This is a genomic window from Streptomyces sp. NPDC003042, assembly GCF_053591315.1.
Window position 1 is genome coordinate 40,483 of the sequence record NZ_JBSFTP010000020.1, and the last position, 22,053, is coordinate 62,535.

General features: G+C 72.7%; 19 protein-coding genes. 4 read left to right on the forward strand and 15 right to left on the reverse strand.

The genetic code is table 11. The annotated features are described in order from the left end of the window. Nucleotides 1-194: 194 nt before the first annotated feature. The 3 genes from ACWDYJ_RS13655 to ACWDYJ_RS13665 are packed head-to-tail and all read right to left on the reverse strand — an operon-like array spanning nt 195 to nt 3,183. Nucleotides 195-1,400 (reverse strand): dipeptidase, encoded by a 1,206-nt coding sequence (locus ACWDYJ_RS13655; protein ID WP_451565693.1) that lies wholly within the window; start codon nt 1,398-1,400, stop codon nt 195-197. After that, the gene (gene purE, locus ACWDYJ_RS13660) at nt 1,397-1,933 is read right to left on the reverse strand and encodes a 5-(carboxyamino)imidazole ribonucleotide mutase (RefSeq protein ID WP_451565694.1); all 537 of its coding nucleotides are present in this window, start codon (nt 1,931-1,933) and stop codon (nt 1,397-1,399) included. Before purE ends, ACWDYJ_RS13655 begins: the two co-directional genes overlap by 4 nt. After that, entirely contained in the window at nt 1,930-3,183 is a 1,254-nt protein-coding gene (locus tag ACWDYJ_RS13665; RefSeq protein ID WP_451565695.1) for a 5-(carboxyamino)imidazole ribonucleotide synthase, read from the reverse strand. The genes purE and ACWDYJ_RS13665 overlap by 4 nt, the downstream gene beginning before the upstream one ends. 41 nt (nt 3,184-3,224) lie before the next feature. Between ACWDYJ_RS13665 and ACWDYJ_RS13670 the strand changes: the two genes are divergently transcribed. Then, nucleotides 3,225-3,770, forward strand: coding sequence for a GtrA family protein (locus ACWDYJ_RS13670; RefSeq protein ID WP_451565696.1), 546 nt, complete (start codon nt 3,225-3,227; stop codon nt 3,768-3,770). 57 nt (nt 3,771-3,827) lie between these two features. Here the strand turns inward: ACWDYJ_RS13670 and ACWDYJ_RS13675 are convergent, their stop codons facing one another. Together ACWDYJ_RS13675 and ACWDYJ_RS13680 are read right to left on the reverse strand one after the other, a co-directional pair. Beyond that, nucleotides 3,828-5,093 (reverse strand): ATP-binding protein, encoded by a 1,266-nt coding sequence (locus ACWDYJ_RS13675; RefSeq protein WP_451565697.1) that lies wholly within the window; start codon nt 5,091-5,093, stop codon nt 3,828-3,830. 34 nt (nt 5,094-5,127) lie between these two features. Beyond that, a complete protein-coding gene (locus ACWDYJ_RS13680) occupies nt 5,128-5,805 on the reverse strand; it encodes a response regulator transcription factor (protein ID WP_451565698.1) in 678 nt (225 codons plus the stop codon). 458 nt (nt 5,806-6,263) lie between these two features. Between ACWDYJ_RS13680 and ACWDYJ_RS13685 the strand changes: the two genes are divergently transcribed. Then, complete coding sequence (locus ACWDYJ_RS13685) at nt 6,264-7,754, forward strand: peptide MFS transporter (RefSeq protein WP_451565699.1); 1,491 nt, start codon at nt 6,264-6,266, stop codon at nt 7,752-7,754. Between the two features lie 74 nt (nt 7,755-7,828). Here ACWDYJ_RS13685 and ACWDYJ_RS13690 read toward each other — a convergent pair whose 3' ends face one another. The 8 genes from ACWDYJ_RS13690 to hutU all read right to left on the reverse strand — a co-directional run bounded on the left by ACWDYJ_RS13690 (nt 7,829) and on the right by hutU (nt 17,453). Beyond that, complete coding sequence (locus tag ACWDYJ_RS13690) at nt 7,829-9,145, reverse strand: hypothetical protein (protein WP_451565700.1); 1,317 nt, start codon at nt 9,143-9,145, stop codon at nt 7,829-7,831. Nucleotides 9,146-9,159: 14 nt separating this feature from the next. Continuing rightward, nucleotides 9,160-10,197: a hypothetical protein gene (locus tag ACWDYJ_RS13695; RefSeq protein WP_451565701.1), complete on the reverse strand. Its 1,038-nt coding sequence runs from the start codon at nt 10,195-10,197 to the stop codon at nt 9,160-9,162. Continuing rightward, nucleotides 10,194-11,174 (reverse strand): COG1470 family protein, encoded by a 981-nt coding sequence (locus tag ACWDYJ_RS13700; protein ID WP_451565702.1) that lies wholly within the window; start codon nt 11,172-11,174, stop codon nt 10,194-10,196. The genes ACWDYJ_RS13695 and ACWDYJ_RS13700 overlap by 4 nt, the downstream gene beginning before the upstream one ends. Before the next feature lie 18 nt (nt 11,175-11,192). Further along, complete coding sequence (locus ACWDYJ_RS13705) at nt 11,193-11,885, reverse strand: LPXTG cell wall anchor domain-containing protein (RefSeq protein WP_451565703.1); 693 nt, start codon at nt 11,883-11,885, stop codon at nt 11,193-11,195. A gap of 138 nt (nt 11,886-12,023) precedes the next feature. After that, nucleotides 12,024-13,208 carry an imidazolonepropionase gene (gene hutI / locus ACWDYJ_RS13710; RefSeq protein WP_451565704.1) on the reverse strand — a complete coding sequence of 395 codons (1,185 nt, stop codon included), beginning with the start codon at nt 13,206-13,208 and terminating at the stop codon, nt 12,024-12,026. 17 nt (nt 13,209-13,225) lie between these two features. Next, nucleotides 13,226-14,566 (reverse strand): formimidoylglutamate deiminase, encoded by a 1,341-nt coding sequence (locus tag ACWDYJ_RS13715; RefSeq protein WP_451565705.1) that lies wholly within the window; start codon nt 14,564-14,566, stop codon nt 13,226-13,228. Further along, nucleotides 14,557-15,747 (reverse strand): allantoate amidohydrolase, encoded by a 1,191-nt coding sequence (locus ACWDYJ_RS13720; protein WP_451565730.1) that lies wholly within the window; start codon nt 15,745-15,747, stop codon nt 14,557-14,559. Before ACWDYJ_RS13720 ends, ACWDYJ_RS13715 begins: the two co-directional genes overlap by 10 nt. Nucleotides 15,748-15,770: 23 nt before the next feature. After that, nucleotides 15,771-17,453 (reverse strand): urocanate hydratase, encoded by a 1,683-nt coding sequence (hutU, locus tag ACWDYJ_RS13725; RefSeq protein WP_451565706.1) that lies wholly within the window; start codon nt 17,451-17,453, stop codon nt 15,771-15,773. A 105-nt stretch (nt 17,454-17,558) separates the two neighbouring features. On the opposite strand from hutU, the gene ACWDYJ_RS13730 reads away from it, so the two are divergent. Further along, complete coding sequence (locus ACWDYJ_RS13730) at nt 17,559-18,914, forward strand: diaminopimelate decarboxylase (RefSeq protein ID WP_451565707.1); 1,356 nt, start codon at nt 17,559-17,561, stop codon at nt 18,912-18,914. 266 nt (nt 18,915-19,180) lie between these two features. On the opposite strand, the gene ACWDYJ_RS13735 is transcribed toward ACWDYJ_RS13730, so the two are convergent. Next, nucleotides 19,181-19,738: a TetR/AcrR family transcriptional regulator gene (locus ACWDYJ_RS13735; RefSeq protein ID WP_451565708.1), complete on the reverse strand. Its 558-nt coding sequence runs from the start codon at nt 19,736-19,738 to the stop codon at nt 19,181-19,183. Between the two features lie 104 nt (nt 19,739-19,842). Between ACWDYJ_RS13735 and ACWDYJ_RS13740 the strand changes: the two genes are divergently transcribed. Further along, nucleotides 19,843-21,030 (forward strand): FAD-dependent oxidoreductase, encoded by a 1,188-nt coding sequence (locus tag ACWDYJ_RS13740; protein WP_451565709.1) that lies wholly within the window; start codon nt 19,843-19,845, stop codon nt 21,028-21,030. A gap of 28 nt (nt 21,031-21,058) precedes the next feature. Here ACWDYJ_RS13740 and ACWDYJ_RS13745 read toward each other — a convergent pair whose 3' ends face one another. Then, entirely contained in the window at nt 21,059-21,901 is an 843-nt protein-coding gene (locus ACWDYJ_RS13745; protein ID WP_451565710.1) for a MurR/RpiR family transcriptional regulator, read from the reverse strand. Between the last annotated feature and the right edge of the window lie 152 nt (nt 21,902-22,053).

Below are 22,053 nucleotides of genomic sequence, written 5' to 3' on the forward strand. Positions count from 1 at the left end.
CGTTCGGGTGGACGGGGGTGGGGGGCCGCTGCGCGGAGGCTCTCCCCGCCCCGCCCCTTCTCCGATTCCGCCTCAGACGCCGGCGGGGCTCAAAGACCCTGGGGCTCCGCCCCAGACCCCGCGCCTCAAACTCCCCCAGCTACCGCTGGGAGGTGCCCCCTGGCGAGGCTGTAGGGGCGCGGGGCCCCGGAGGGTCAGAGGCAGGCGTTCGAGGGGCCGCGGGATGCCGTGAGGTCTCGGGAGACCGCTTCCGCGTCGCGCAGCGCCCGTACCGCGTTGGACCAGGTCAGCTTCGCCAGGTCGTCCCGCGACCAGCCTCGCTCCAGCAGCTCCGCGATCAGGTTCGGGTAGCCGGAGACGTCGTCCAGGCCGGACGGGGTGAAGGCCGTGCCGTCGTAGTCCCCGCCGATGCCGATGTGGTCCACGCCGGCCACCTCGCGCATGTGGTCCAGGTGGTCGGCCACCGTCGCGGCCGTGGCCGCCGGGCGCGGGCGCCGCGCCTCGAAGGCCCGGTGCAGGGCCATCGCCTCGGGGCTGGTGTCGAGGTGGTGGAGGCCGTGGGCACGCAGGTTCTCGTCGGCGGCCAGGGTCCAGTCGACCGCCGCCTGGAGGACGAACTTGGGCACGAAGGTGGCCATCGCGACCCCGCCGTTGGCGGGGAGCAGTGCCAGCACGTCGTCCGGGATGTTGCGCGGGTGGTCGCAGACCGCCCGCGCGGACGAGTGCGAGAAGATAACCGGCGCGGTGGAGACCGCGAGCGCGTCGCGCATGGTGGTGGCGGCCACGTGCGAGAGGTCGACGAGCATGCCGACGCGGTTCATCTCGCGCACGACCTCGCGGCCGAAGTCGGTGAGGCCGCCGTGGCGGGGCTCGTCGGTCGCCGAGTCCGCCCAGTCGATCGTGTCGTTGTGCGTGAGCGTCATGTAGCGCACGCCCAGCTGGTGCAGCGCGCGCAGGGTGGCCAGCGAGTTGTTGATGGAGTGGCCGCCTTCGGCGCCCATCAGCGAGGCGATCCGGCCCTCGGCGCGCGCCGCCTCCATGTCGTCCGCCGTCAGCGCCCGTGCGAGGTCGCGGGGGTAACGGTCGATCAGCTGGGCGACGGCGTCGATCTGTTCGAGGGTGGCGCTGACCGCCTGGTCGCCGGCGTAGTCGGAGCGTACGTAGACGGACCAGAACTGCGCGCCGACTCCGCCGGCGCGCAGCCGGGGGATGTCGGTGTGCAGGTGGGCGGACTGGTCGCCCGCGATGTCGCGGTGGTCGAGGTCGTAGCGCACCTTTCCCCTGGCTCCCGCCGGGGAGACCCCACTGCGCAGCGCCCAGGGGAGGTCGTTGTGGCCGTCCACGACGGGGTGTTCCGCCAGCAGCTCACGCGCCTCGTCCAGGCGCTGCGCCGCGCTCACTTGCCGAATCCGAAGGGCTCGGTGCCCGCGACCTTCGCGCGCAGCCGCTTGCCCTTCTCGGTGGCCTGGTCGTTCAGCTCCTGCTGGAATTCGCGCATCCGGGCCATCAGCTCCGGGTCGTGCGCGGCCAGCATCCGTACGGCGAGCAGGCCCGCGTTGCGCGCGCCGCCGACGGAGACGGTGGCGACGGGAACTCCGGCGGGCATCTGGACGATCGACAGCAGGGAGTCCATGCCGTCGAGGTACTTCAGCGGCACCGGTACACCGATGACCGGCAGCGGGGTGACGGAGGCGAGCATGCCGGGCAGGTGGGCGGCTCCGCCCGCGCCCGCGATGATCGCCTTCAGGCCGCGCCCGTCGGCCTGCTCGCCGTACGCGACCATCTCGCGCGGCATGCGGTGGGCGGAGACGACGTCGACCTCGTACGGGATCTCGAACTCGTCCAGTGCCTGGGCGGCGGCCTCCATGACCGGCCAGTCGGAGTCCGAACCCATGACGATGCCGATGACGGGACCAGCGGTGGGGGTGCTCATGCCGTGATCGTTCCTCTGAGGTAGCCGGCTGCGTGACGTGCGCGCTCCAGCACATCGTCCAGGTCGTCGCCGTAGGTGTTGACGTGGCCGACCTTGCGGCCGTGTTTCACGTCCTTGCCGTACATGTGGATCTTCAGCTGCGGATCGTGGGCCATGCAGTGCAGGTACGCGCCGTACATGTCGGGGTAGTCCCCGCCGAGCACATTGGCCATGACCGTCCAGCGGGCGCGCGGGCGCGGGTCGCCCAGCGGGAGGTCCAGGACCGCACGGACGTGGTTGGCGAACTGGGAGGTGACGGCGCCGTCCTGGGTCCAGTGGCCGCTGTTGTGCGGGCGCATGGCCAGTTCGTTGACCAGGATGCGGCCGTCGGTGGTCTCGAAGAGCTCCACGGCCATGTGTCCGGTCACGCCGAGCTCCTGGGCGATGCGCAGGGCCAGGGCCTGGGCCTCGCCCGCCAGCTTCTCGGAGAGGTTCGGGGCGGGGGCGATCACCGTGTCGCACACGCCGTCGACCTGGATGGACTCGACGACGGGGTAGGCCACCGCCTGGCCGTGCGGGGAGCGGACGATGTTGGCCGCGAGCTCGCGGACGTAATCGACCTTCTCCTCCGCGAGGACGGGGACTCCCGCCTTGAAGGGGGCCTCCGCGTCCTCCGGGGTGCGGACGAACCACACGCCCTTGCCGTCGTACCCGCCGCGCACCGTCTTGAGGATGACGGGGAAGCCGCCCACCTCGTCCGCGAAGGCCGCCGCGTCCGCCGGATCGCGCACGATCCGGTGGCGGGGGCTGGGCGCGCCGATCTCGTCGAGCTTGGCGCGCATCACCCCCTTGTCCTGGGCGTGCACCAACGCGTCGGGCCCCGGGCGGACGGGGATGCCGTCCGCTTCCAGGGCCCGGAGGTGCTCGGTGGGTACGTGCTCGTGATCGAAGGTGATCACGTCGCAGCCGCGCGCGAAGGCGCGCAGCGTCTCCAGATCGCGATAGTCGCCGATGACGACGTCGCTCACGACCTGGGCCGCCGAGTCCTCTGGGGTGTCACTGAGGAGCTTGAATCTGATGCCGAGGGGGATGCCCGCCTCGTGGGTCATGCGGGCGAGCTGTCCGCCGCCGACCATGCCGACTACCGGGAACGTCACCTCTCCAGGGTATCCGGCGGTATTGCGCCATCCGGACGTGGCCCGGAGGGCTCGGTGTGCCGTGCGTCGCACGGGGGTGAAGGAACGGCCGGACGGTGGAGGCCCACTTACCATGGATGGGTTGACGTCTTCCACGGACAGGACTGGGCCATCACATGAGCACGCCGAAAGCAGCACGGCTGTCCGAGCGCCTCCGCGGCCTGGCCCGGGAGGTCATCAAGTTCGGCGCGGTCGGCGGACTGGGCGTCCTCGTCAATTTCGGCATCTTCAACCTGCTCCGCAGCACGACCGAGCTGCAGACCGTGCGCGCGAACGTCATAGCCATCGTGGTGGCCATCGTCACCAATTACATAGGTTTCCGCTACTTCACGTACCGCGACCGGGACCTCGGCAGCCGCAGGCGCGAGATGACCCTCTTCGTGGTCTTCAGCGGCATCGGCATGGTCATCGAGAGCGGCGTGCTCTACGCGGCGACGTACGGCTTCGGCTGGGACAGCTCGCTGCAGAACAACATCTTCAAGTTCCTCGGCATGGGCATCGCCACCGTCTTCCGCTTCTGGTCCTACCGGACCTGGGTCTTCACGGCCCTGCCGACGCCCGCCGCGCCCTCGCTGGTCGTCGAGCAGCACGATACGGCGGACGCCCTGGCGGTACCGGAGGCCCCGGTCGGCCCCCGCGCCCCCGAGCCCGCCGCCAAGTAAGCCCCTCGACCGAACCCCTCGGCCGAGCCCCTCAACCGAACCCCTCGGCCGAGCCCCTCAGCGCACGGTCCGCTCGGGGTCCGTCCGCTCGGGCGTCGTACGACTGAGGAAGAGGGCGAACACCGGCGGCTTGGTCTGGAGCAGCTCCAGCCGCCCGCCGTCGGCCTCCGCGAGGTCCCGGGCCACGGCCAGGCCGATCCCGGTGGAGTTGCGGCCGCTGATGGCCCGCTCGAAGATCCGGTTGCCGAGGTCCGGCGGGACGCCGGGCCCCTCGTCCGTGACCTCCAGCACCGCCTGGTTGCCGGTCACCCGGGTGCGCAGCGCGACCGTGCCGCCCCCGTGCATCAGGGCGTTCTCCACGAGGGTCGCCAGGACCTGAGACACCGCTCCCGGAGTGCCCACGGCGCGCATGCCCGTCTTCCCGGAGCGCACGATGGCCCGTCCGGCGCTGCGGTAGGCAGGCCGCCACTCCTCCACCTGCTGTTTGACGACCTCGTCCAGGTCGAAGGAGACCGCCGAGCCGGTCCGCGGGTCCCGCGAGTTCGTCAGCAGCCGCTGCACCACGTCCGTGAGCCGCTCCACCTGGGTGAGGGCGATCGTCGCCTCCTCCCGTACGGTCGCCAGGTCCTCGGCGACCGTGATCTCCTCCAGCCGCATCGAAAGGGCCGTCAGCGGGGTCCGCAGCTGGTGCGAGGCGTCCGCGGCGAGCCGCCGTTCGGCGGTGAGCATCCGGCCGATCCGCTCGGCGCTGGCGTCCAGTACGTCCGCGACCCGGTCCAGCTCGGGAACCCCGTAGCGCTTGTGCCGGGGCCGCGGGTCGCCCGATCCGAGCCGCTCGGCCGTCTCGGCGAGGTCGGTGAGCGGGGAGGCCAGCCGGTTGGCCTGGCGTACGGCGAGCAGTACGGCCGCCACGACGGCCAGCAGCGCCACCGCGCCGACGACGGCCAGGGTCCGCCCGACCTCGTTCGTCACGGTGGAGCGGGCTTCCTCGACGACGACCGTCCGGCCCCGTTCGCCGTGTGCGGTGCCGCGGATGACGCTCTCGTCGATCTTCTTGCCGACCTCGACGTCCGGCTGCCCGGGGACGGTGATCCGGGCGTACGTGCCGTGGTCCAGCAGCTCGGCGAGCGCGGCGGCGTCGACGGGTCGGCGCTCCAGCGCGTCGGTCTCGACGATGCCCAGCAGCCGCACCGCCTCGGACTCGATCCGGTCCTGGGCGCTGCTGGTGATGGTCCGGGTCTCCACGATGACCAGGGAGACCCCGAACACGGCGATCACGACGAGCACCACGGCGAGCGTGGAGTTGATCAGGCGGCGGCGCATGGCGTGGAGGACCTCGGAAAGCCTTGGGAGTGGGTCAGCTCTTCTCGAAGCGGAAGCCGACGCCCCGGACGGTGGCGATGTAGCGCGGGTTGGCGGCGTCGTCGCCCAGCTTCTTGCGGAGCCACGAGATGTGCATGTCGAGGGTCTTGGTGGAGGACCACCAGGTGGTGTCCCAGACCTCGCGCATCAGCTGGTCGCGCGTGACGACCCGGCCGGCGTCCCGGACCAGGACGCGCAGCAGGTCGAACTCCTTGGCCGTGAGCTGGAGCTCCTCCTCCCCCATCCAGGCACGGTGCGACTCGACGTCGATGCGCACGCCGTGGGTGGCGGGGGGCTGGGCGGCCTCGGCGGCGCCGCGCCGCAGCAGGGCCCGTACGCGGGCCAGCAGCTCGGCGAGGCGGAAGGGCTTGGTCACGTAGTCGTCGGCGCCGGCGTCCAGGCCGACGACCGTGTCCACCTCGTCGGCGCGGGCGGTCAGGACCAGGATCGGGAAGCCGTGGCCCTCGGCGCGCAGCCGCCGGGCGACCTCCAGGCCGTCCATGCCGGGCAGCCCGAGATCCAGGACGACGAGGTCGATGCCGCCCTGCAGTCCGGCGTCCAGTGCGGTGGGGCCGTCCTCCCGCACCTCGACCTCGTAACCCTCCCGGCGCAGGGCGCGGGCCAGGGGCTCCGAGATGGATGCGTCGTCCTCGGCGAGCAGTACACGCGTCATGTGGGTGATGGTAGTCCGCGGCGACCGAATCGAGGGGCCTGCCCTCGGAGCCCTCCGGATCTGGGCTTATGGACGCATGCAGCCTTCGAACAGGGGGCAAACGGTTCCCTGGAAGCCTGTGATCCATATCTCAAGTCCTTCCATATGCCGCACTGTCGTGTCGTATGGTGGCGAGACGCCTGATGCACTACCGAGGGACCTTTATGCCGAAAAACGAGCTGAAGGTCTCTTCATTCTGTCCTGGCCGGTTTGGCAGCCCTGACGGGCTGACCTGACGGACTGCCCTGTCCGGCCGCGATGACGGTGATTGACCAGTGGGCCGGGCCCTTCGCGCGAACGATGCGTGACGGGCGTGGATCCCGGTGACGGATCAGACCGTCGCCGGTGCCGGCCACCCCTCCCCGGGCGCTGATGGAGCTCACGAAGCGAAGCGCGTCCCGAGCAAGCAAGGATCGACGATGGCTTCCAGCCTGACGAAGGACTCGGCCGGTACCGGCGAGAAGACCTTCCTCGGCCACCCCACCGGCCTGGCCTTCCTCTTCATGACCGAGATGTGGGAGCGGTACAGCTTCTACGGCATGCGCGCTCTGCTCGTGCTCTACCTGGCCACGAACGTGGCCGACGGTGGTCTCGGGATGAATGACGCGACCGCGGTCGCGATCTACTCCGTCTACAACGCGATGGTCTACCTGCTCGCCCTTCCGGGCGGCTGGCTGGGCGACCGCGTCTGGGGTGCCCGCAAGGCCGTGGCCGTCGCGGGTGTCGTCATCATGACGGGCCACTTCCTGCTCGCGGTGCCGGCGACCGTCTCGTTCTTCATCGGCCTGGCGCTCATCGCCGCCGGTTCCGGTGTGCTGAAGGCCAACATCTCCACGATGGTCGGCCAGCTGTACACGGACAAGAACGACCCGCGTCGCGACGGCGGCTTCACGATCTTCTACATGGGCATCAACCTCGGTGCCTTCGTCGCCCCGCTGACCATCGGCTGGGTCGGCCAGAAGGTCGACTGGCACCTCGGCTTCGCGATGGCCGGTGTCGGCATGGCCATCGGCCTCCTCTGCTACTTCATCGGCTTCCGCCACCTGAACCCGGTCTCGAACCAGGTCCCCTCCCCGCTGAGCGCCGCCGAGAAGTCCTCGGTGCTCAAGAAGGGCCTGATCTGGCTCGGCGTCGCCGCCGCCGCCTACGCGATCATCGGCCTGGCCGGCATCTTCACGATCAACTACGCCCTGTGGCCGCTGACCATCGCGGGCCTCGTCCTGCCGGCGTGGGCGATCATGCGCATCAAGCACGACAAGGACCTCTCGACGGTCGAGCGCTCGCGGATGTCCGCGTACGTGTGGTTCTTCGCCGCCGCCGCGATCTTCTGGGCGATCTACGACCAGACCGGTTCGACGCTGTCGCTGTTCGCCAAGGACAGCACCGAGAGCAGCCTGTTCGGCTTCAGCTTCCCGGAGAGCTGGTTCCAGTCGCTGAACCCGCTGTTCGTGATGGCGCTGGCGCCGCTCTTCGCCTGGTTCTGGGTGGCGATGAACCGCCGCGAGAAGGAGCCGAGCACGCTCGCGAAGTTCTCCTTCGCGCTGGTCGTCATCGGCTTCTCGTTCGGCATCATGATGATGGCCCAGGGCCTGGCCGCCGACGGCAAGGTCAGCCCGATGTGGCTGGTCTCGGTCTACTTCGTGCAGACCGTCGGCGAGCTGTGCCTCTCCCCGGTCGGCCTGTCGCTGACCACCAAGCTGGCCCCGCAGAAGTACGCCTCCCAGATGATGGGTGTCTTCTTCCTCGCGGTCACCGCCGGTGACTCCACCATCGCGCTGCTCCAGCTGCTCGGTGCCCCGACCGACACCCAGGGCTGGTTCGCCAGCCAGGGCGCGCTCGCCGTGCTCGCGGGTATCGCGATCTACATGTACCGCAAGAAGGTCCAGCCCCTCATGGGCGGCGTGCACTGACGCGACCCCTTCGCGCGAAGCGGCCCGGCACACCCTTTGGGGTGTGCCGGGCCGTTGTCGTTTCCGTTCCGGCGCTACCGCGTGCCGCGCAGGCGGCGCCACGGGGTGAACGTGAAGACCGCGCCGCCCAGCAGGATCACCGTGCCGGCGACCAGGGCGAGGGCCTGGACGCCGCCCTCGTCGTCCGCGCCGGTATCGGCGAGGCCGCCGCCGGTGGCGGCGCCCGAGGTGCCGCCGGACTGGCTGCCGCCCGCCTGGGCGGTGGTGTCCAGCTCCAGCGAGACGCCGCTGCTGTTCGCCTTGCAGGGGACGACGATCGGCGTCGCGCCGGGGGCCATCGTGACGTCGATCGTCAGCTGGTCCGGGCTCAGCGTCACCTTGCCGGTCTTGCCGGGCTTGTAGGTGCCGGTCATGTCGCTGAGGCTGACCGGGGCCTTGTCCGGGATCGGCTCCGCGTTGGCCGGGCCGGAGACCTTGACCGTGCCGCTGTCGGCGCCGCCGAGCTTGATCTGCATCGAGGGCTTGAGGGCCCCGGCGGGCAGGGCCATGGGCGCGGCCATCGCGCCCTTGGCGGTCTTGACGGTCAGGTCGTAGCTTCCGCCGTTCTTCTTGGCGTTGATCGTGACCGGGGTCTTGATGCCCCCGGGGACGACGGCGCCGCAGTCGTAGGCGACCTCGACGGGCTTGCCGGGGAAGTCGGTCTGGCCGCCGCCGCCGCCGGTGGTGCCGGTGGTGCCGCCGCTCGTGGAGCCGCCGCTGGTCGTACCGCCGCTCGTGGAGCCGCCGCTGGTCGTACCGCCGCTGGTGGAACCACCACTGGTCGTACCGCCGCTGGTCGTGCCGCCGCCGCTCGTCGTGCCGCCGTTCGTACCGCCGCCCTCGGTGACCTTGATGGTGGCGCCGACGCCGACCGTCTCCTTCGGCGAGCACTTCGTGATGAAGCCGCTGAAGTCCACGTCGTACTTGCCGGGCGTGATCGTGACGTCCCCGGCCTTGGTCAGCTTGATCTTGCCCTTCATGTCGGACATGACCATGGGGGCCTTCTTGGGGATGGGCGGGTTCTTCCGCTCACCCTCCAGCTTCACCTCCGTCGTCAGCGCGCCGCCGAGCTTCACGTAGCCCGTGGGCTTGACGGTGTCCTTGCCCAGGTCCATGAGGTCGGTGTTGTTCGAGGCGGGTTTGACGGTCTTCCAGACCACCTCCACCTCGTCACCTACCTTCGCGGTCGCCGGCGCCGTGATCGAGACGGTCGTCGTGCCCTGGACCGGGCCCCCGCCTCCGGCCGGCGGGATGCACTCCACCTTGTAGGAGACCTCGGCCGCCTGGGCGGGGCTCGCCGCCAGCAGGATGCCCGCGCCGCCGAACAGCAGCGCGACCGTGGCCGCACTCACCCTCCGTTGGGTCTTCACGCCTGTCCCTTCGTCGTCGGACTGTTCTCAGACGGTGCGGACGTCTGTGGTGCGTGTGGTGCGTGTGGTGCGAACCACGGCAGAACCGCCGTGGTGGTCCGGGTGGGTTCCGCGGTCGGCGCGTCGAGGGCCGGGGCCTTCGCGTGCCGGCTGCCGGCGCCCGCGGCGCGCGGGCGGACCCTGTCGACGACGGCCATGCCGATACGGAAGACCGCGGTCGGGATCACCACCAGCAGCAGGCCCCAGAACAGCAGCACCCCGTACGGGCGGTCCACGCCCCACGGCTGGGTGGCCACGACCGTGTCGCCGTACTTGAGGGAGACCGTGTAGTCGCCGTGGGCACCGGCCGACAGCGCCACGTCCAGCTCGATCTCGGCCTTGCCGCCGGGCGCGATGGTCCCCTTCCACCGGGCCTCCTCCCACACCGGGGCGTAGACCCCGTGGGCCGTGCCGAGCTGGAAGACCGGGTCCTTGACCGGAGCGGAGCCGAGGTTCCCGACGGTGACGGTGAACCTGCGGCTGGGCGGCGCGCCGAACCAGGTCAGCACCCCGTCCTCGCCCCTCAGCCGGACCCCGGTGAGCATCGCGAGCCGGGCCGTCCCGGACTCGGCGGGCAGTTCGGCCACCGGATGGTCGGTGATCTTCAGCGGGATGGCGACGGTGGACTGGTCCCCGTTGACGGAGGTCACGTTCACGACGCAGGGGCAGGGCTTGGGCGGGGCCACCACCGGCAGCTGGGCGGCGAAGCGGCCGTCGTCGGCCACCGCGACGGCGACGCCGTCGGCGTTGGCGCAGCTGTTGGTGCCGCCGATCATGTTCTGCCCGCAGACCAGCAGCATCACCAGCGTCCTGGGCCGCCAGCCGGTGCCGGTGACGGTGATCTCGGTGCCCTTGGCGGCCTCCTGGAGCGAGAGCGCCGCTGCGGCCTTGCCCTCGTCGGCGGCGGCCGGGGCCCCGCCGGCAACCGCCAGGGCCAGGGCCAGGGCGATCGCGGCGAGGAGGGATGGGGCCTTCGCGCCGGCCGTGCGGCTCACCTGGATGCTCCCGTCAGCTCGTCGTGCGGTGCCCGGACGTGTTCGCCTGCGTCCGCGTGTTCCACGGGGCCCCCGTCCGTACGCCGGGTCCGTACGAGGAGCAGCGCGGCCAGCGTGGTCCCGCCGAGCGCGAGCAGCCCGCCGCCGGTCCAGGCCGCGATCCCCCAGGGCACGAACCACGCCGAGGCGGTGGCGGTGGCCCGGGCGCCGCCGGGGGCGGTGACGGTGAGGGTGAGGTCGGCCTCGTCGAAGACCGGTGCGCCGGGCCAGGGTTCGGTGAGCCCGACCCGCTGGCCGGGCAGCAGCTCCACCGGCAGGGCGCGGGCGGCGCGGCCGGGGACCTTGCCGAAGCGGCCGTCGGCGCGGACGGCGAGTTCGGGCGCGAGGGCCACGTTGCCCCGGTTGACCAGGGTGTAGGCGATGACGGTGGCCGCGCCCCTGCCGCGTACGGAGACGTCCTCGACGGTGAGGGCGGCCAGCGTCGGGCCGCTGACCCGCAGGTGGACGCGTACGCCCACCTCTCGGCCGCCTTCGGCGGCGACGACGGCGGCCGGGTGGTCGCCGGGGGCGGAGGAGGGCGGCACGGTCACGGTGAAGGGGACCGTGGCGCGGGTGCGGGGCGGGATCCGGACCGTGGCGGCGCCGCCGAAGCTGATCCAGGAGCCCGCGCCGCTCGATTCCGCGGCGGGGCGCACCGCGAAGGCGCCGTCCTCGGTGTTGTGGGCGTCGGCCCCGCGCAGGGTGACGGTGCGCTCCTGGTCGGTGGTGTTGGCCAGGGTGAGGCGGTCCTCCAGCACGGCGGCGGGGTGGCCGGCGAGGTAGAAGTACGGGCGCGCGGCGCCGGGGCGCCCGGCGGCCGGCTCGGCGGTCCAGCCGGGCTCGTCGGCGCCGGCCGCGGGCGCGGGCGCGGCGCCGTACAGGACGGCGGCGGTGACCAGTACGGCGCCGAGCCGCTGGAGGGTGTGGAGCAGGGGCATGGCCGGGGCTGCTCCGTTTCAGGACCGGGTCCGCTGGGCCTCCCGGCCGCGCCGGGTCAGCCAGAGCACGCCGGCGGCGCCGGAGAGCAGCACGGTGGCGCCGAGGGTGCCGAGGGCGAGGGCGGAGTCGGCGGGTCCGGTCTGCGGGAGGGTGCCGCCGGTGGCGGCGCCGGGCCGCGGGGCCGTGTCCCCGGCTCCGCCGGCCGCGGTCACGTCCAGCTCCAGGGAGGGCTTGGGGCTGTTGCCGGGGGTGCAGGTGGTGGTGGTCCCCATGGCCTTGATGGTGAGGACGCCCGCGGTGAAGGTGACCTTGCCGCTCTTCTTGGGCGTGTAGGTGCCCGAGAGGTCGGTGATCTTGATGGGGGTGTTGGCGGGGGCGGCCTCGGGGTTGGGCGGTCCGGAGACCGGGACCGGGACCTTCTCGGCGCCGTCGGCCATGATGACGGCGCTGGGACTCATCGCGCCCTTGCCGAGCTCGATGGGGCTGGAGGAGACGCCCTTCTGGAAGGACATCGTCAGCTTGTAGGCGTCGCCTTCCTTGACGGCCTTGATGTCGATGGGCGAGACGGCCGACTTGTCCCCGATCGGGGTCTTGCAGTCGTACGCGACGTCGACCACGTCGGCGTGGGCCGCGGGGGCTGCCAGCAGGACCGCCGATCCGGCCAGCGCGGAGGCCAGTGCGAGCGCGGTGGAGCGTTTCCGGTCGGACACCTTCGTCTTCCCCTCGGGCCACAAGTTACTGACGACACATCAGATGGGTGGCTCAAGGTACGCCCGGGACCTTGTGGAGGGAAGACAAAGGACGCGCCGTATCGGAGGGGCCTCAGGCGGCCCGGTCAGGGCGCCCGGTCAGGCGGCGCGGACCCCGCGCTGCCAGACGGCGGAGACGAGCGGGACGCCCGGACGGTAGGCGAGGTGGACGTGGCTGGGGGCGTCGAGGAGGGCCAGGTCGGCGCGGGCGCCGGGGGCGACGCGGCCGATGTCGGTGCGGCGCAGGGCGCGGGCACCGCCGGCGGTGGCGGACCACAGGGCTTCGTCGGGGGTCATCCGCATGTCACGGACGGCGAGGGCGATGCAGAACGGCATCGAACTGGTGTAGGAGGAACCGGGGTTGCAGTCCGTGGACAGGGCGACGGTGGCCCCCGCGGCGAGCAGGCGGCGGGCGTCGGGCCAGGGGGCGCGGGTGGAGAACTCGGCGCCGGGCAGCAGGGTGGCCACCGTCGTGGCGGCGGCCTGGCCGAGGGCGTCGACGTCGGCGTCGGTGAGGTGGGTGCAGTGGTCGGCGGAGGCGGCCTCCAGCTCCACGGCGAGCTGCACGCCGGGGCCGTGGGAGAGCTGGTTGGCGTGGATGCGCGGGATCAGCCCGGCGGCGGCGCCCGCGGTGAGGATGGCGCGGGCCTGGTCGCCGTCGAAGGCGCCCTTCTCGCAGAAGACGTCCACCCAGCGGGCGTACGGGGCGCAGGCCGCCAGCATCTCGCCGGTGACGAGGGCTACGTATTCCGCGGCCCCCGCCGGCCTCTCGGCGTAGTCGGGGGACACGATGTGCGCGCCGAGGTAGGTGACCTCCTCGGTGTGCGCGGCGGCGATGCGCAGGGCGCGGGCCTCGTCGGCGACGGTCAGGCCGTAGCCGGACTTGGTCTCGAAGGTGGTGGTGCCCTGGCGGCGGGCCTCGTGGAGGTGGCGCAGCAGGTTGGCTTCGAGTTCGGCGTCGGTCGCGGCGCGGGTGGCGGCGACGGTGGTGCGGATGCCTCCGGCGGTGTAGCCGCGTCCCGACATCCGGGCGTTGAACTCGGCGGTGCGGTCGCCCGCGAAGACGAGGTGCGAGTGGGAGTCGACGAAGCCCGGGATCAGGGCCCGGCCGGTGGCGTCGAAGGCGTTGTCAGTGGCGGGTGCTTTGCTGGAAGCACCGACCCAGGCGATGCGGTCGCCGTCGATGACGACCGCCGCGTCCTGGATCAGACCGAGGGGAGAACCGTCACCGAGGGAGGGGTCGTTGGTGACCAGGCTGGCGATGTTGGTGATGACCGTGGTCATGGGGGTCCTGTACTCCTTCAGCCGCGGACGGCTGCGATGGATTCGGCCAGGGCTGCGGGGACGTCCGGGACCAGGGTGTGCGCCCCGTCGCGGACGATGTGACGGCCCGCGACCACGGTGTGGCGTACGTCGGCCGCGGAGGCGGCGAATACGGCCGTCTCGGCGCCCAGCTGGGGCAGCGGTCCGGCCGTCCTGACGGAGTCCAGGGCGATCGTGGTGAAGTCCGCGAGCGCGCCCGCCTCCAAGCGGCCCGCGCCGGGGCGGCCGAGGGCCGCGTGGCCGTCGGTGGTCGCGGCGGCCAGCAGGGCGTTCGCCGTCCAGTGGCCTCGGGTGCGGCTGCGCAGGCGCTCGTTCAGCTCCATCGCGCGGGCCTCTTCGAACAGGTCGATCACGGCATGGCTGTCGCTGCCCAGCGAGAGCGGGCTGCCCGCGTGCTGGAGCCGGGTGGCGGGGCCGATGCCGTCGGCGAGGTCGCGTTCGGTGGTGGGGCACATGCAGGTGCCGGTGGTGGTGCCACCGAGGAGGGCGATGTCCGTGTCGGTGAGGTGGGTGTTGTGCACGCCGGTGGTGCGCGGGCCGAGCACGCCGTGGTCGGCGAGGAGCTGGGTGGGGGTGCGGCCGTGGGCGGCCTCGCAGGCGTCGTTCTCGGCGGTCTGCTCGGAGAGGTGCACGTGCAGGGGGGCCCGGCGCTCCTCGGCCCAGGCGGCGACGGTGGCGAGCTGTCCGGCCGGCACGGCCCGCACGGAGTGGATCGCGGCGCCGATCAGGGCGTGTTCGCGGGGCTTGAGGGCGCTCACGCGCTCGGCCCAGGCGTCGGCGGTGCCGTCGCAGAAGCGCAGCTGGTGCGGGTTCGGGGCCTCCCCGAAGCCCGCGGACAGGTACGCGGTGTCCAGCAGGGTGATCCGGATGCCGGCCGCCGCGGCCGCCTCGATCAGGGCCTCGCCCATGGCGTTCGGGTCGGCGTAGGGGGTCCCGCCGGGGGCGTGGTGGACGTAGTGGAACTCGCCGACGTTGGTGATGCCGGCCAGGGCCATCTCGGCGTACACGGCGCGCGCGAGCGCGAAGTAGCTGTCCGGGGTGAGGTTCTGGGCGACCTTGTACATGATGTCGCGCCACGTCCAGAAGGTGCCGGAGCCGACCTGGACGCTCCCCCTCAGCGCGCGGTGGAAGGCATGGCTGTGGGCGTTGGCCAGGCCTGGGATCGTCAGGCCGCGCAGGGGCTCCGCACCCGGCGGCGGGGTGGCCACGCCGGTGCACAGGTCGGCGATGTGGCCGTCGGCCGACACGGCCAGGGCGACGCCCGGCTCGACGTGGGTGCCGAGCCAGGCGTGTTCCAGCCAATACGTCTTCAGCGGCACGCGAGTCCTTCCAGTACGTCGGCGAGGGCGAGGACGCCGGCCACGCAGTCGTCCTCGGCGGCGAACTCCCTCGGCGAGTGCGAGACGCCGGTGGGGTTGCGTACGAACAGCATCGCGGTCGGGACGGCGGCGGAGAGGATCCCGGCGTCGTGTCCCGCCCCGGTGCCGAGGACGGGGACGGCCCCGCCCAGGAGCCGGTTCAGCTCGTCGCGCAGGGCGTGCTCGAATTCGACGACCGGGGTGAAGGACTCCCGGACGATGTCCAGGTCGATGCCGTCCTGGTCGGCGCGCTCGCGGGCGGCCTTCTCGACGGCGGTGACGACCGTGTCGAGGGTGGCCTGGTCGGCGGCCCGGGAGTCGAGCCAGCCGCGCACGAGGGACGGGATGGCGTTGACCCCGTTCGGTTCGACCGCGATCTTCCCGAAGGTGGCGACGGCCCCGGCGAGGGCCGCCTCCCGGCGGGCGGCCAGGACGGTCGCCGCGTACGTGAGCATCGGGTCGCGGCGGTCCACCAGGCGGGTGGTGCCCGCGTGGTTGGCCTCTCCGCGGAAGTCGAACCGCCAGCGGCCGTGCGGCCAGATCGCGGAGGCGATGCCGACGCGGTCCCCCGACAGGTCGAGCGCGCGGCCCTGTTCGACGTGCAGCTCGACGAAGGCGCCGATCCGGCCCAGCCGTTCGGGGTCGGCCCCGATCGTCTCGGGGTCGTACCCGGCGGCCTCCATGGCCTGGGGCAGCGTGATGCCGTCGGCGTCGCGCAGCGCGTACGCCTTCTCCTTGGTCAGCTGTCCGGCGGCGAGCCGGGAGCCGACGCAGGCGAGGCCGAAGCGCGCCCCCTCCTCGTCACCGAAGTTGGTGATGGCCAGCGGCCTGGAGAACTCCACTCCCCGCCCGCGGAGTTCGTCCAGGGCAGCGAAGGAGGACACCACCCCGAGGGGGCCGTCGAAGGCCCCGCCGTCGGGGACGGAGTCCAGGTGCGAGCCGGTGACCACGGCGTCGCCGGCCAGGGGGTCGCCGAGCCAGGCCCACTGGTTGCCGTTGCGGTCGGTCTCGTACGTCAGACCGCGCGCCTCGGCCTGCGCCTGGAACCAGGTCCGGCAGTCGGCGTCGGCGCCCGTCCACGCGTACCGGCGGTACCCGCCGGAGTCCGCGTGGCGGCCGATGGGCGCGAGCTCGGCCCACATGCGGTGGAAGGAGGGACCCTCATTCACGCGGTGTCACCCTCGCGCATGGGGATGCGGACGTCGCGCTCGGCCGCCACCTCTTCGGCGATGTCGTAGCCGGCGTCGACGTGGCGGATGACGCCCATGCCGGGGTCGTTGGTCAGGACGCGGCGGATCTTCTCGCCGGCGAGCGGGGTGCCGTCGGCGACGGTGACCTGGCCCGCGTGGATCGAGCGGCCCATGCCGACGCCGCCGCCGTGGTGGATGGAGACCCAGGAGGCGCCGGAGGCGACGTTCACCATGGCGTTGAGCAGCGGCCAGTCGGCGATGGCGTCGGAGCCGTCGAGCATGGCCTCGGTCTCGCGGTACGGGGAGGCCACCGAGCCGCAGTCGAGGTGGTCGCGGCCGATGACCAGCGGGGCGGCCAGCTCGCCGGAGGCGACCATGTCGTTGAAGCGCTCGCCGGCCTTGTCGCGCTCGCCGTAGCCGAGCCAGCAGATCCGCGCGGGCAGGCCCTGGAAGTGGACCCGCTCGCCCGCCATCTTGATCCAGCGGTGGAGGGACTCGTTCTCGGGGAAGAGTTCGAGAAGCGCCTTGTCGGTCTTGTGGATGTCCGAGGCCTCGCCGGAGAGCGCCGCCCAGCGGAAGGGGCCCTTGCCCTCGCAGAACAGCGGCCGGATGTAGGCGGGGACGAAGCCGGGGAAGGCGAAGGCGCGGTCGTAGCCGGCCAGCTGGGCCTCGCCGCGGATGGAGTTGCCGTAGTCGAAGACCTCGGCGCCGGCGTCCATGAAGCCGACCATGGCCTCGACGTGGCGGGCCATGGACTCGCGGGCGCGGGTGGTGAAGCCCGCCGGGTCCTTGGCGGCGTAGGAGGCCATGTCGTCGAAGTCGACGCCCGTGGGGAGGTAGGCGAGCGGGTCGTGCGCCGAGGTCTGGTCGGTCACGATGTCGATCGGCGCGCCCTCGGCCAGCATCTGCGGGAGCAGGTCGGCGGCGTTGCCGAGCAGGCCGATGGAGAGGGGCTTGCGGGCGTCGCGGGCCTCGACGGCGAGCTGGAGGGCGTGGCGCAGGTTGTCGGCCTTCACGTCCAGGTAGCGGTGCTCGATGCGGCGGTCGATGGCGCGCGGGTCGACGTCGACGCAGATCGCGACGCCGTCGTTCATCGTCACGGCCAGCGGCTGGGCGCCGCCCATGCCGCCGAGTCCGGCGGTCAGGGTGATGGTGCCGGCCAGAGTTCCGTTGACACCTTTGCCAATTGAATGCAGCTTGGCCGCGACGGCCGCGAAGGTCTCGTAGGTGCCCTGGAGGATGCCCTGCGTGCCGATGTAGATCCACGAACCGGCGGTCATCTGCCCGTACATGGTCAGGCCCAGGTGCTCCAGGCGGCGGAACTCCTCCCAGTTGGCCCAGTCGCCGACCAGGTTGGAGTTCGCGAGCAGGACGCGCGGCGCCCACTCGTGGGTCTGCATCACGCCGACCGGGCGGCCGGACTGGACGAGCATCGTCTCGTCCTGCTTGAGGGTCCGGAGGGTGCGGACCATCGCGTCGTACGAGCGCCAGTCGCGCGCGGCCTTGCCAGTGCCGCCGTAGACGACCAGCTTGTCGGGGTGCTCGGCGACCTCGGGGTCGAGGTTGTTCTGGAGCATCCGCAGCGCGGCCTCCTGCTGCCATCCCAGGGTGCTGAGCTCGGTGCCTCGCGCGGCCCGTACGGGGCGGGGTCCTGACATGGCGGGTGCCTCCTCCGATGTTGGTCGATCTATTCACATCCTCGCGGCTTGAATAGATCCAGTCAACAGCTGCGGGCGGCCCGGCCGGGTGATGGGATGGCGAGCATGGCTGCCGAGACGCACACGGTGACGTATCCGCACGACCCCGCCGCGCTCCGCGACGCCGCCGTGCGGGCGGCCGTCGAACAGGGGCTGCTGGACTCCGATCCGGTCGCCTGCCTGCTGGACGTGACCGGGATCCGCGCCTCCGCCGCCGCCCTGACCAGCGCGTTCGCCGCCGCGCTGGCGCCCGGCACCCCCGTCCTGCACGCCTTCGCCGTCAAGGCCGCCCCGCTGGTCCCGGTGCTGCGGCTGCTCTCCGACTCCGGTATCGGCTGCGAGGTGGCCAGCCCGGGGGAGCTCGCGCTGGCCCGCGCCGCCGGGGTGCCGGCCGACCGTACGGTGCTGGACTCCCCCGCGAAGACGGTGCCGGAGCTGCGCGAGGCGCTGGCCCTGGGCATCGCCGTCAACGCCGACAACCGCCAGGAGCTGGAGCGCCTCGACGCGCTGCTGGCCACCGCCCCGGACACCCGCTCCCCGATCGGGCTGCGGATCAACCCCCAGACGGGGGCGGGCACCATCGACGCCCTCTCCACCGCCACCGCCACGTCGAAGTTCGGGATCCCGCTGCGCGACCCGGGCGCGCGCGAGTGGCTCGTACGGGCCTGCGTGGAGCGGCCGTGGCTGACCCGGCTGCACACCCACTCGGGGTCACAGGGCGTGCCGCTGCCGCTGATCGCGCAGGGGGTACGCGAGCTGCACGCCCTGGCCGAGGAGGTCAACGCGGCGGCCGGGTGCCGCCGGATCGACACCCTCGACATCGGCGGCGGCCTCCCGGTGAACTTCACCTCGGACGCGCACACACCGACGTACGCGCAGTACGTGGCCGCCCTCCAGGACGCCGTCCCGGCCCTCTTCGACGGCTCGTACGGCCTGGTCACGGAGTTCGGCCGGTCCCTGCTGGCCAAGAACGGCCTGGTGCTGGCCAGGGTCGAGTACACGAAGGTCACCGGGGGCCGCCCCATCGCCCTCACCCACGCCGGAGTCCAGCTGGCCACCCGCACGGTGTACGCCCCGGCGGCCTGGCCGCTGCGGATCCTCCCGTACGACGCCAAGGGCGCCCCGAAGACCGGCGCCCCCCTCGCGCAGGACATCGCCGGGCCCGCCTGCTTCGCGGGGGACCTGCTGGCCACGGCGCGGGAGCTGCCGGAGCTGGCCCCGGGCGACCTGATCGCCGTCCCGGACACGGGTGCGTACTTCTTCACGGCGCATTACGGCTACAACAGCCTTCCGCGCCCGGCGGTCCACGGCTTCACGCGCACCCCGAGGGGCGGGGTCCGCTTCAGCCTGGCCCGCCCGGCGCAGTCCGTCGCCGCCATCGTCGCGGAGGCGGGCGGCGGCTTGCGCGACGCGCTCCTATAGCCGCGGCTCCGCGTTCCGGGCCCTGCCCGGACCCGCGCCTCAAACCCCCCAGACTCCGTCCGGGGATACCCCCTGGCGGGGCTGGATGTGGCTGAGCTGCACTCACACCTGCCGCCCGGCCAGGCTGAAATTGCCGCTGCGCGGCAATCCGCCCGGCGGCGCCTGCTGCGCAGCGGCGCAGCAGGCGCACCTCAAGGCCTACGCCCGCCACATCCAGCCCCGCCGGCCTTTGAGGCGCGGGGGTCAGCGCCCCCGGCAACGCGGCGTCAGGCGGGGGACAACGTGGCCGCCAGGGCCGGGGACAGGCCCGCGACGAGTTCGTCCGGCGTCAGGGACGCCACCGCGGGGAGCCGCAGGAGGTAGCGGGTCAGCGCCAGGCCCAGCAGCTGGGCGGAGACCAGGCCGGCCGCGCGGGCGGCCCGCTCCGGCCCGAGGGCAGCGGCCAGCGCCGGGGCGACCTGCGCCGCGAACACCTCCCGCATCCGGGCCGCGGCCTGCTCGTTCGTCACCGCGGAGCGCAACAGCACCAGCAGGGCGTCATCGGCCGGGTCGCCCTCCCACCGGTCCACGAAGTGCCGTACGAGGACGGCGGGCAGCTTTCCCGGCGGCACGGCGGCCAGGTCCGGCAGCCGCAGGTCGACGGCGAGGGCGGCGTCGAAGAGCTTCTCCTTGCTCCCGAAGTACCGCATGACCATCGAGGGGTCGATCGCCGCGTCGGCCGCGACGGCGCGGATCGTCGTGCGCTCGTACCCGTGCGCGGCGAAGCGCTCCCGGGCCGCCCGCAGGATGGCCGTCTTCGTCTGGTCCGAGCGTCGCACTGTCATGCCAACAACCGTAGGCCAACATGTGTTGACATGCCAGCGCGACAGGCGCACCCTGACGTCAACAGCCGTTGGCCAACAACCGTTGGCCCGCCGGAGGAGGCCGCATGACCAGCACCGCCGCACTCCCGCTCCCCGCCCGTACCGCAGTGGCGATCGTCGGCGCCGGACCCACCGGCCTCGCGCTCGCCGTCACCCTGGCCGGGGCCGGGGCCGGCGTCGACTTCGTCCTCCTCGACCGCCAGGCGGAAGGCGCCAACACCTCCCGCGCCGCCGTCGTGCACGCCCGCACCCTGGAGGTCCTCGACGAGCTCGACCCGTCCGGCGCCCTCTCCGCCGAACTCGTCGCCCTCGGCCTCCCCCTCACGCGCTTCCGGCTCCGCGACGGCGCCCGCCCGCTCGCCGCGATCGACTTCGGCGGCCTGCCCACGGCCCACCCGTACACGCTGATGGTCCCCCAGTACCAGACCGAGGCCGTGCTCCTGCGCCGCCTGCGCGCCCTCGGCGGCGACGTCCACCGGCCCTACGAGGTCACCGGCATCACCCAGGACTCCGACGGCGTCACCCTCACCACCGCCACCGGCGAAACCCTGCGCGCCGCCCACGCCGTCGGCGCCGACGGCATGCACAGCGCGGCCCGCGAGGCCGCCGGGATCGGCTTCACCGGCGGCGCTTACGAGGAGTCCTTCGTCCTCGCCGACGTCGCCATGGACTGGGCCCCCGGCCCCGGCGAGGTCTCGCTCACCTTCTCCGCCGCCGGGCTCACCGTGGTCGCCCCGCTGCCCGGAGGGCACTACCGGGTCGTCGCCACCGTCGACGAGGCCCCCGCCGAGCCGGACATGGCCTTCGTCCAGGGCCTGCTGGACGCACGCGCCCCCGACCGGGCCACGGTCACGGCACTGACCTGGTCCTCCCGCTTCCGGGTCCACCACCGCGTCGCCAACCGCTACCGCGCCGGGCGGCTGCTGCTCGCCGGGGACGCCGCCCACGTGCACAGCCCGGTCGGCGGGCAGGGCATGAACACCGGCATCCAGGACGGCTACGCCCTCGGCCGCGCTCTGGCCGCCGGCGACCTCGACGCCTACGAGGCCCGCCGCCGGCCCGTCGCCCTGCGGGTCGTGGCCCTCACCGACCGGATGACGCGCCTCGCCACCACCCGCAACCCGGCCCTGCGCGCCGTACGCAACACCGCGCTCCCGCTCCTGGCCCGCATCCCGGCGCTGCGCGACCATCCCCCAGACTCCGTCCGGGGGGACCCCCAGGCGACCGAGCTGGCGGAACTCAACTACCGTTGAACGTCACGTCCCGTCACGTCCCGTCACGTCATTCCACGAACAGCCCGCGCGCCGCGGCCCGGGCATCGAAGGCCTCCAGCCGTGCCTGCGCGTCCGGCAGCTCGTCCGCCATCGCCTCCAGCAGCACCCGGCCCAGCAGCATCGGCGCACACGCCGTGTCGAAGGCCAGCCCGGTCCCGACCGGCGCGGGGATCAGCAGGTCGGAGTGCCGGGCGACGGGCGCGAAGGCCGAGTCCGCGACGGTCACCACGGTCAGGCCGGCCCGCCGGGAGCGTTCGAGCGTCTCCACCACTTCCCGGGGGTGACGGGGAAGGGCGAAGCAGAGCAGCGCGGTGGCCCCCTCGTAGAGGGCCGCGTCGATCCGGTCCTCCATCATCGAGCCGCCCTCGTCGAGGAGCCGTACGTCCGGATGCACCTTGGCCGCGAAGTACGCGAACCCGCGCGCCTGCGAGGACGCCGCCCGCAGCCCCAGCACGGGCAGCGGCTTCGAGGCGGCGAGCACCCGCCCCGCCTCCCGCACCGGCGTGGGGTCGGCGAGCATGGCCGACAGCCGCCGCAGGTTCTCGATCTCGCCCTGTACGGCCTGCTGGTACTCGTTGTACGCGTCCTCGTGCGCGCCCTCGGGCCGCCCGGCGGGCGCCACTTCGCGCAGATGCCGCCGCAGGGCCGGGTACCCGTCGAAGCCGAGCGCCACCGCGAACCGGGTCACCGACGGCTGGCTCACTCCGGCCAGCTCGGCCAGTTCCACGCTCGACAGGAAGGGCACCTCCGCCGCCCCGCGCACCATGCAGTGCGCGATCCGCCGCTGGGTGGGCGTCAGCCGGTGCCCCTCGAACAGCTTCTGCAGCCGTGCGGCCGGGCTGTCGCTCATCCCCATCCCCTCCGTTCACCGAAATATTCACTCACGGAGCACTCTGCATGCGCTTATGCAGCTCGGCAACCCACGACCGCGATGCGGGATGCGCGGTGCGACGGGATACGGGGGCTAGCCCCCGTGCCGAGGCGCGCGCCGGTTCCTACCGT

Excerpts from the sequence above, each read along its gene's own strand:
- purE (WP_451565694.1), bottom strand. The coding sequence starts at position 1,933 with ATGAGCACCCCCACCGCTGGTCCCGTCATCGGCATCGTCATGGGTTCG.
- ACWDYJ_RS13665 (WP_451565695.1), bottom strand. The coding sequence starts at position 3,183 with ATGGTAAGTGGGCCTCCACCGTCCGGCCGTTCCTTCACCCCCGTGCGA.
- ACWDYJ_RS13670 (WP_451565696.1), top strand. The coding sequence starts at position 3,225 with ATGAGCACGCCGAAAGCAGCACGGCTGTCCGAGCGCCTCCGCGGCCTG.
- ACWDYJ_RS13675 (WP_451565697.1), bottom strand. The coding sequence starts at position 5,093 with ATGCGCCGCCGCCTGATCAACTCCACGCTCGCCGTGGTGCTCGTCGTG.
- ACWDYJ_RS13680 (WP_451565698.1), bottom strand. The coding sequence starts at position 5,805 with ATGACGCGTGTACTGCTCGCCGAGGACGACGCATCCATCTCGGAGCCC.
- ACWDYJ_RS13685 (WP_451565699.1), top strand. The coding sequence starts at position 6,264 with ATGGCTTCCAGCCTGACGAAGGACTCGGCCGGTACCGGCGAGAAGACC.
- ACWDYJ_RS13700 (WP_451565702.1), bottom strand. The coding sequence starts at position 11,174 with ATGCCCCTGCTCCACACCCTCCAGCGGCTCGGCGCCGTACTGGTCACC.
- hutI (WP_451565704.1), bottom strand. The coding sequence starts at position 13,208 with ATGACCACGGTCATCACCAACATCGCCAGCCTGGTCACCAACGACCCC.
- ACWDYJ_RS13720 (WP_451565730.1), bottom strand. The coding sequence starts at position 15,747 with ATGTGGGCCGAGCTCGCGCCCATCGGCCGCCACGCGGACTCCGGCGGG.
- hutU (WP_451565706.1), bottom strand. The coding sequence starts at position 17,453 with ATGTCAGGACCCCGCCCCGTACGGGCCGCGCGAGGCACCGAGCTCAGC.
- ACWDYJ_RS13730 (WP_451565707.1), top strand. The coding sequence starts at position 17,559 with ATGGCTGCCGAGACGCACACGGTGACGTATCCGCACGACCCCGCCGCG.
- ACWDYJ_RS13735 (WP_451565708.1), bottom strand. The coding sequence starts at position 19,738 with ATGACAGTGCGACGCTCGGACCAGACGAAGACGGCCATCCTGCGGGCG.
- ACWDYJ_RS13740 (WP_451565709.1), top strand. The coding sequence starts at position 19,843 with ATGACCAGCACCGCCGCACTCCCGCTCCCCGCCCGTACCGCAGTGGCG.
- ACWDYJ_RS13745 (WP_451565710.1), bottom strand. The coding sequence starts at position 21,901 with ATGAGCGACAGCCCGGCCGCACGGCTGCAGAAGCTGTTCGAGGGGCAC.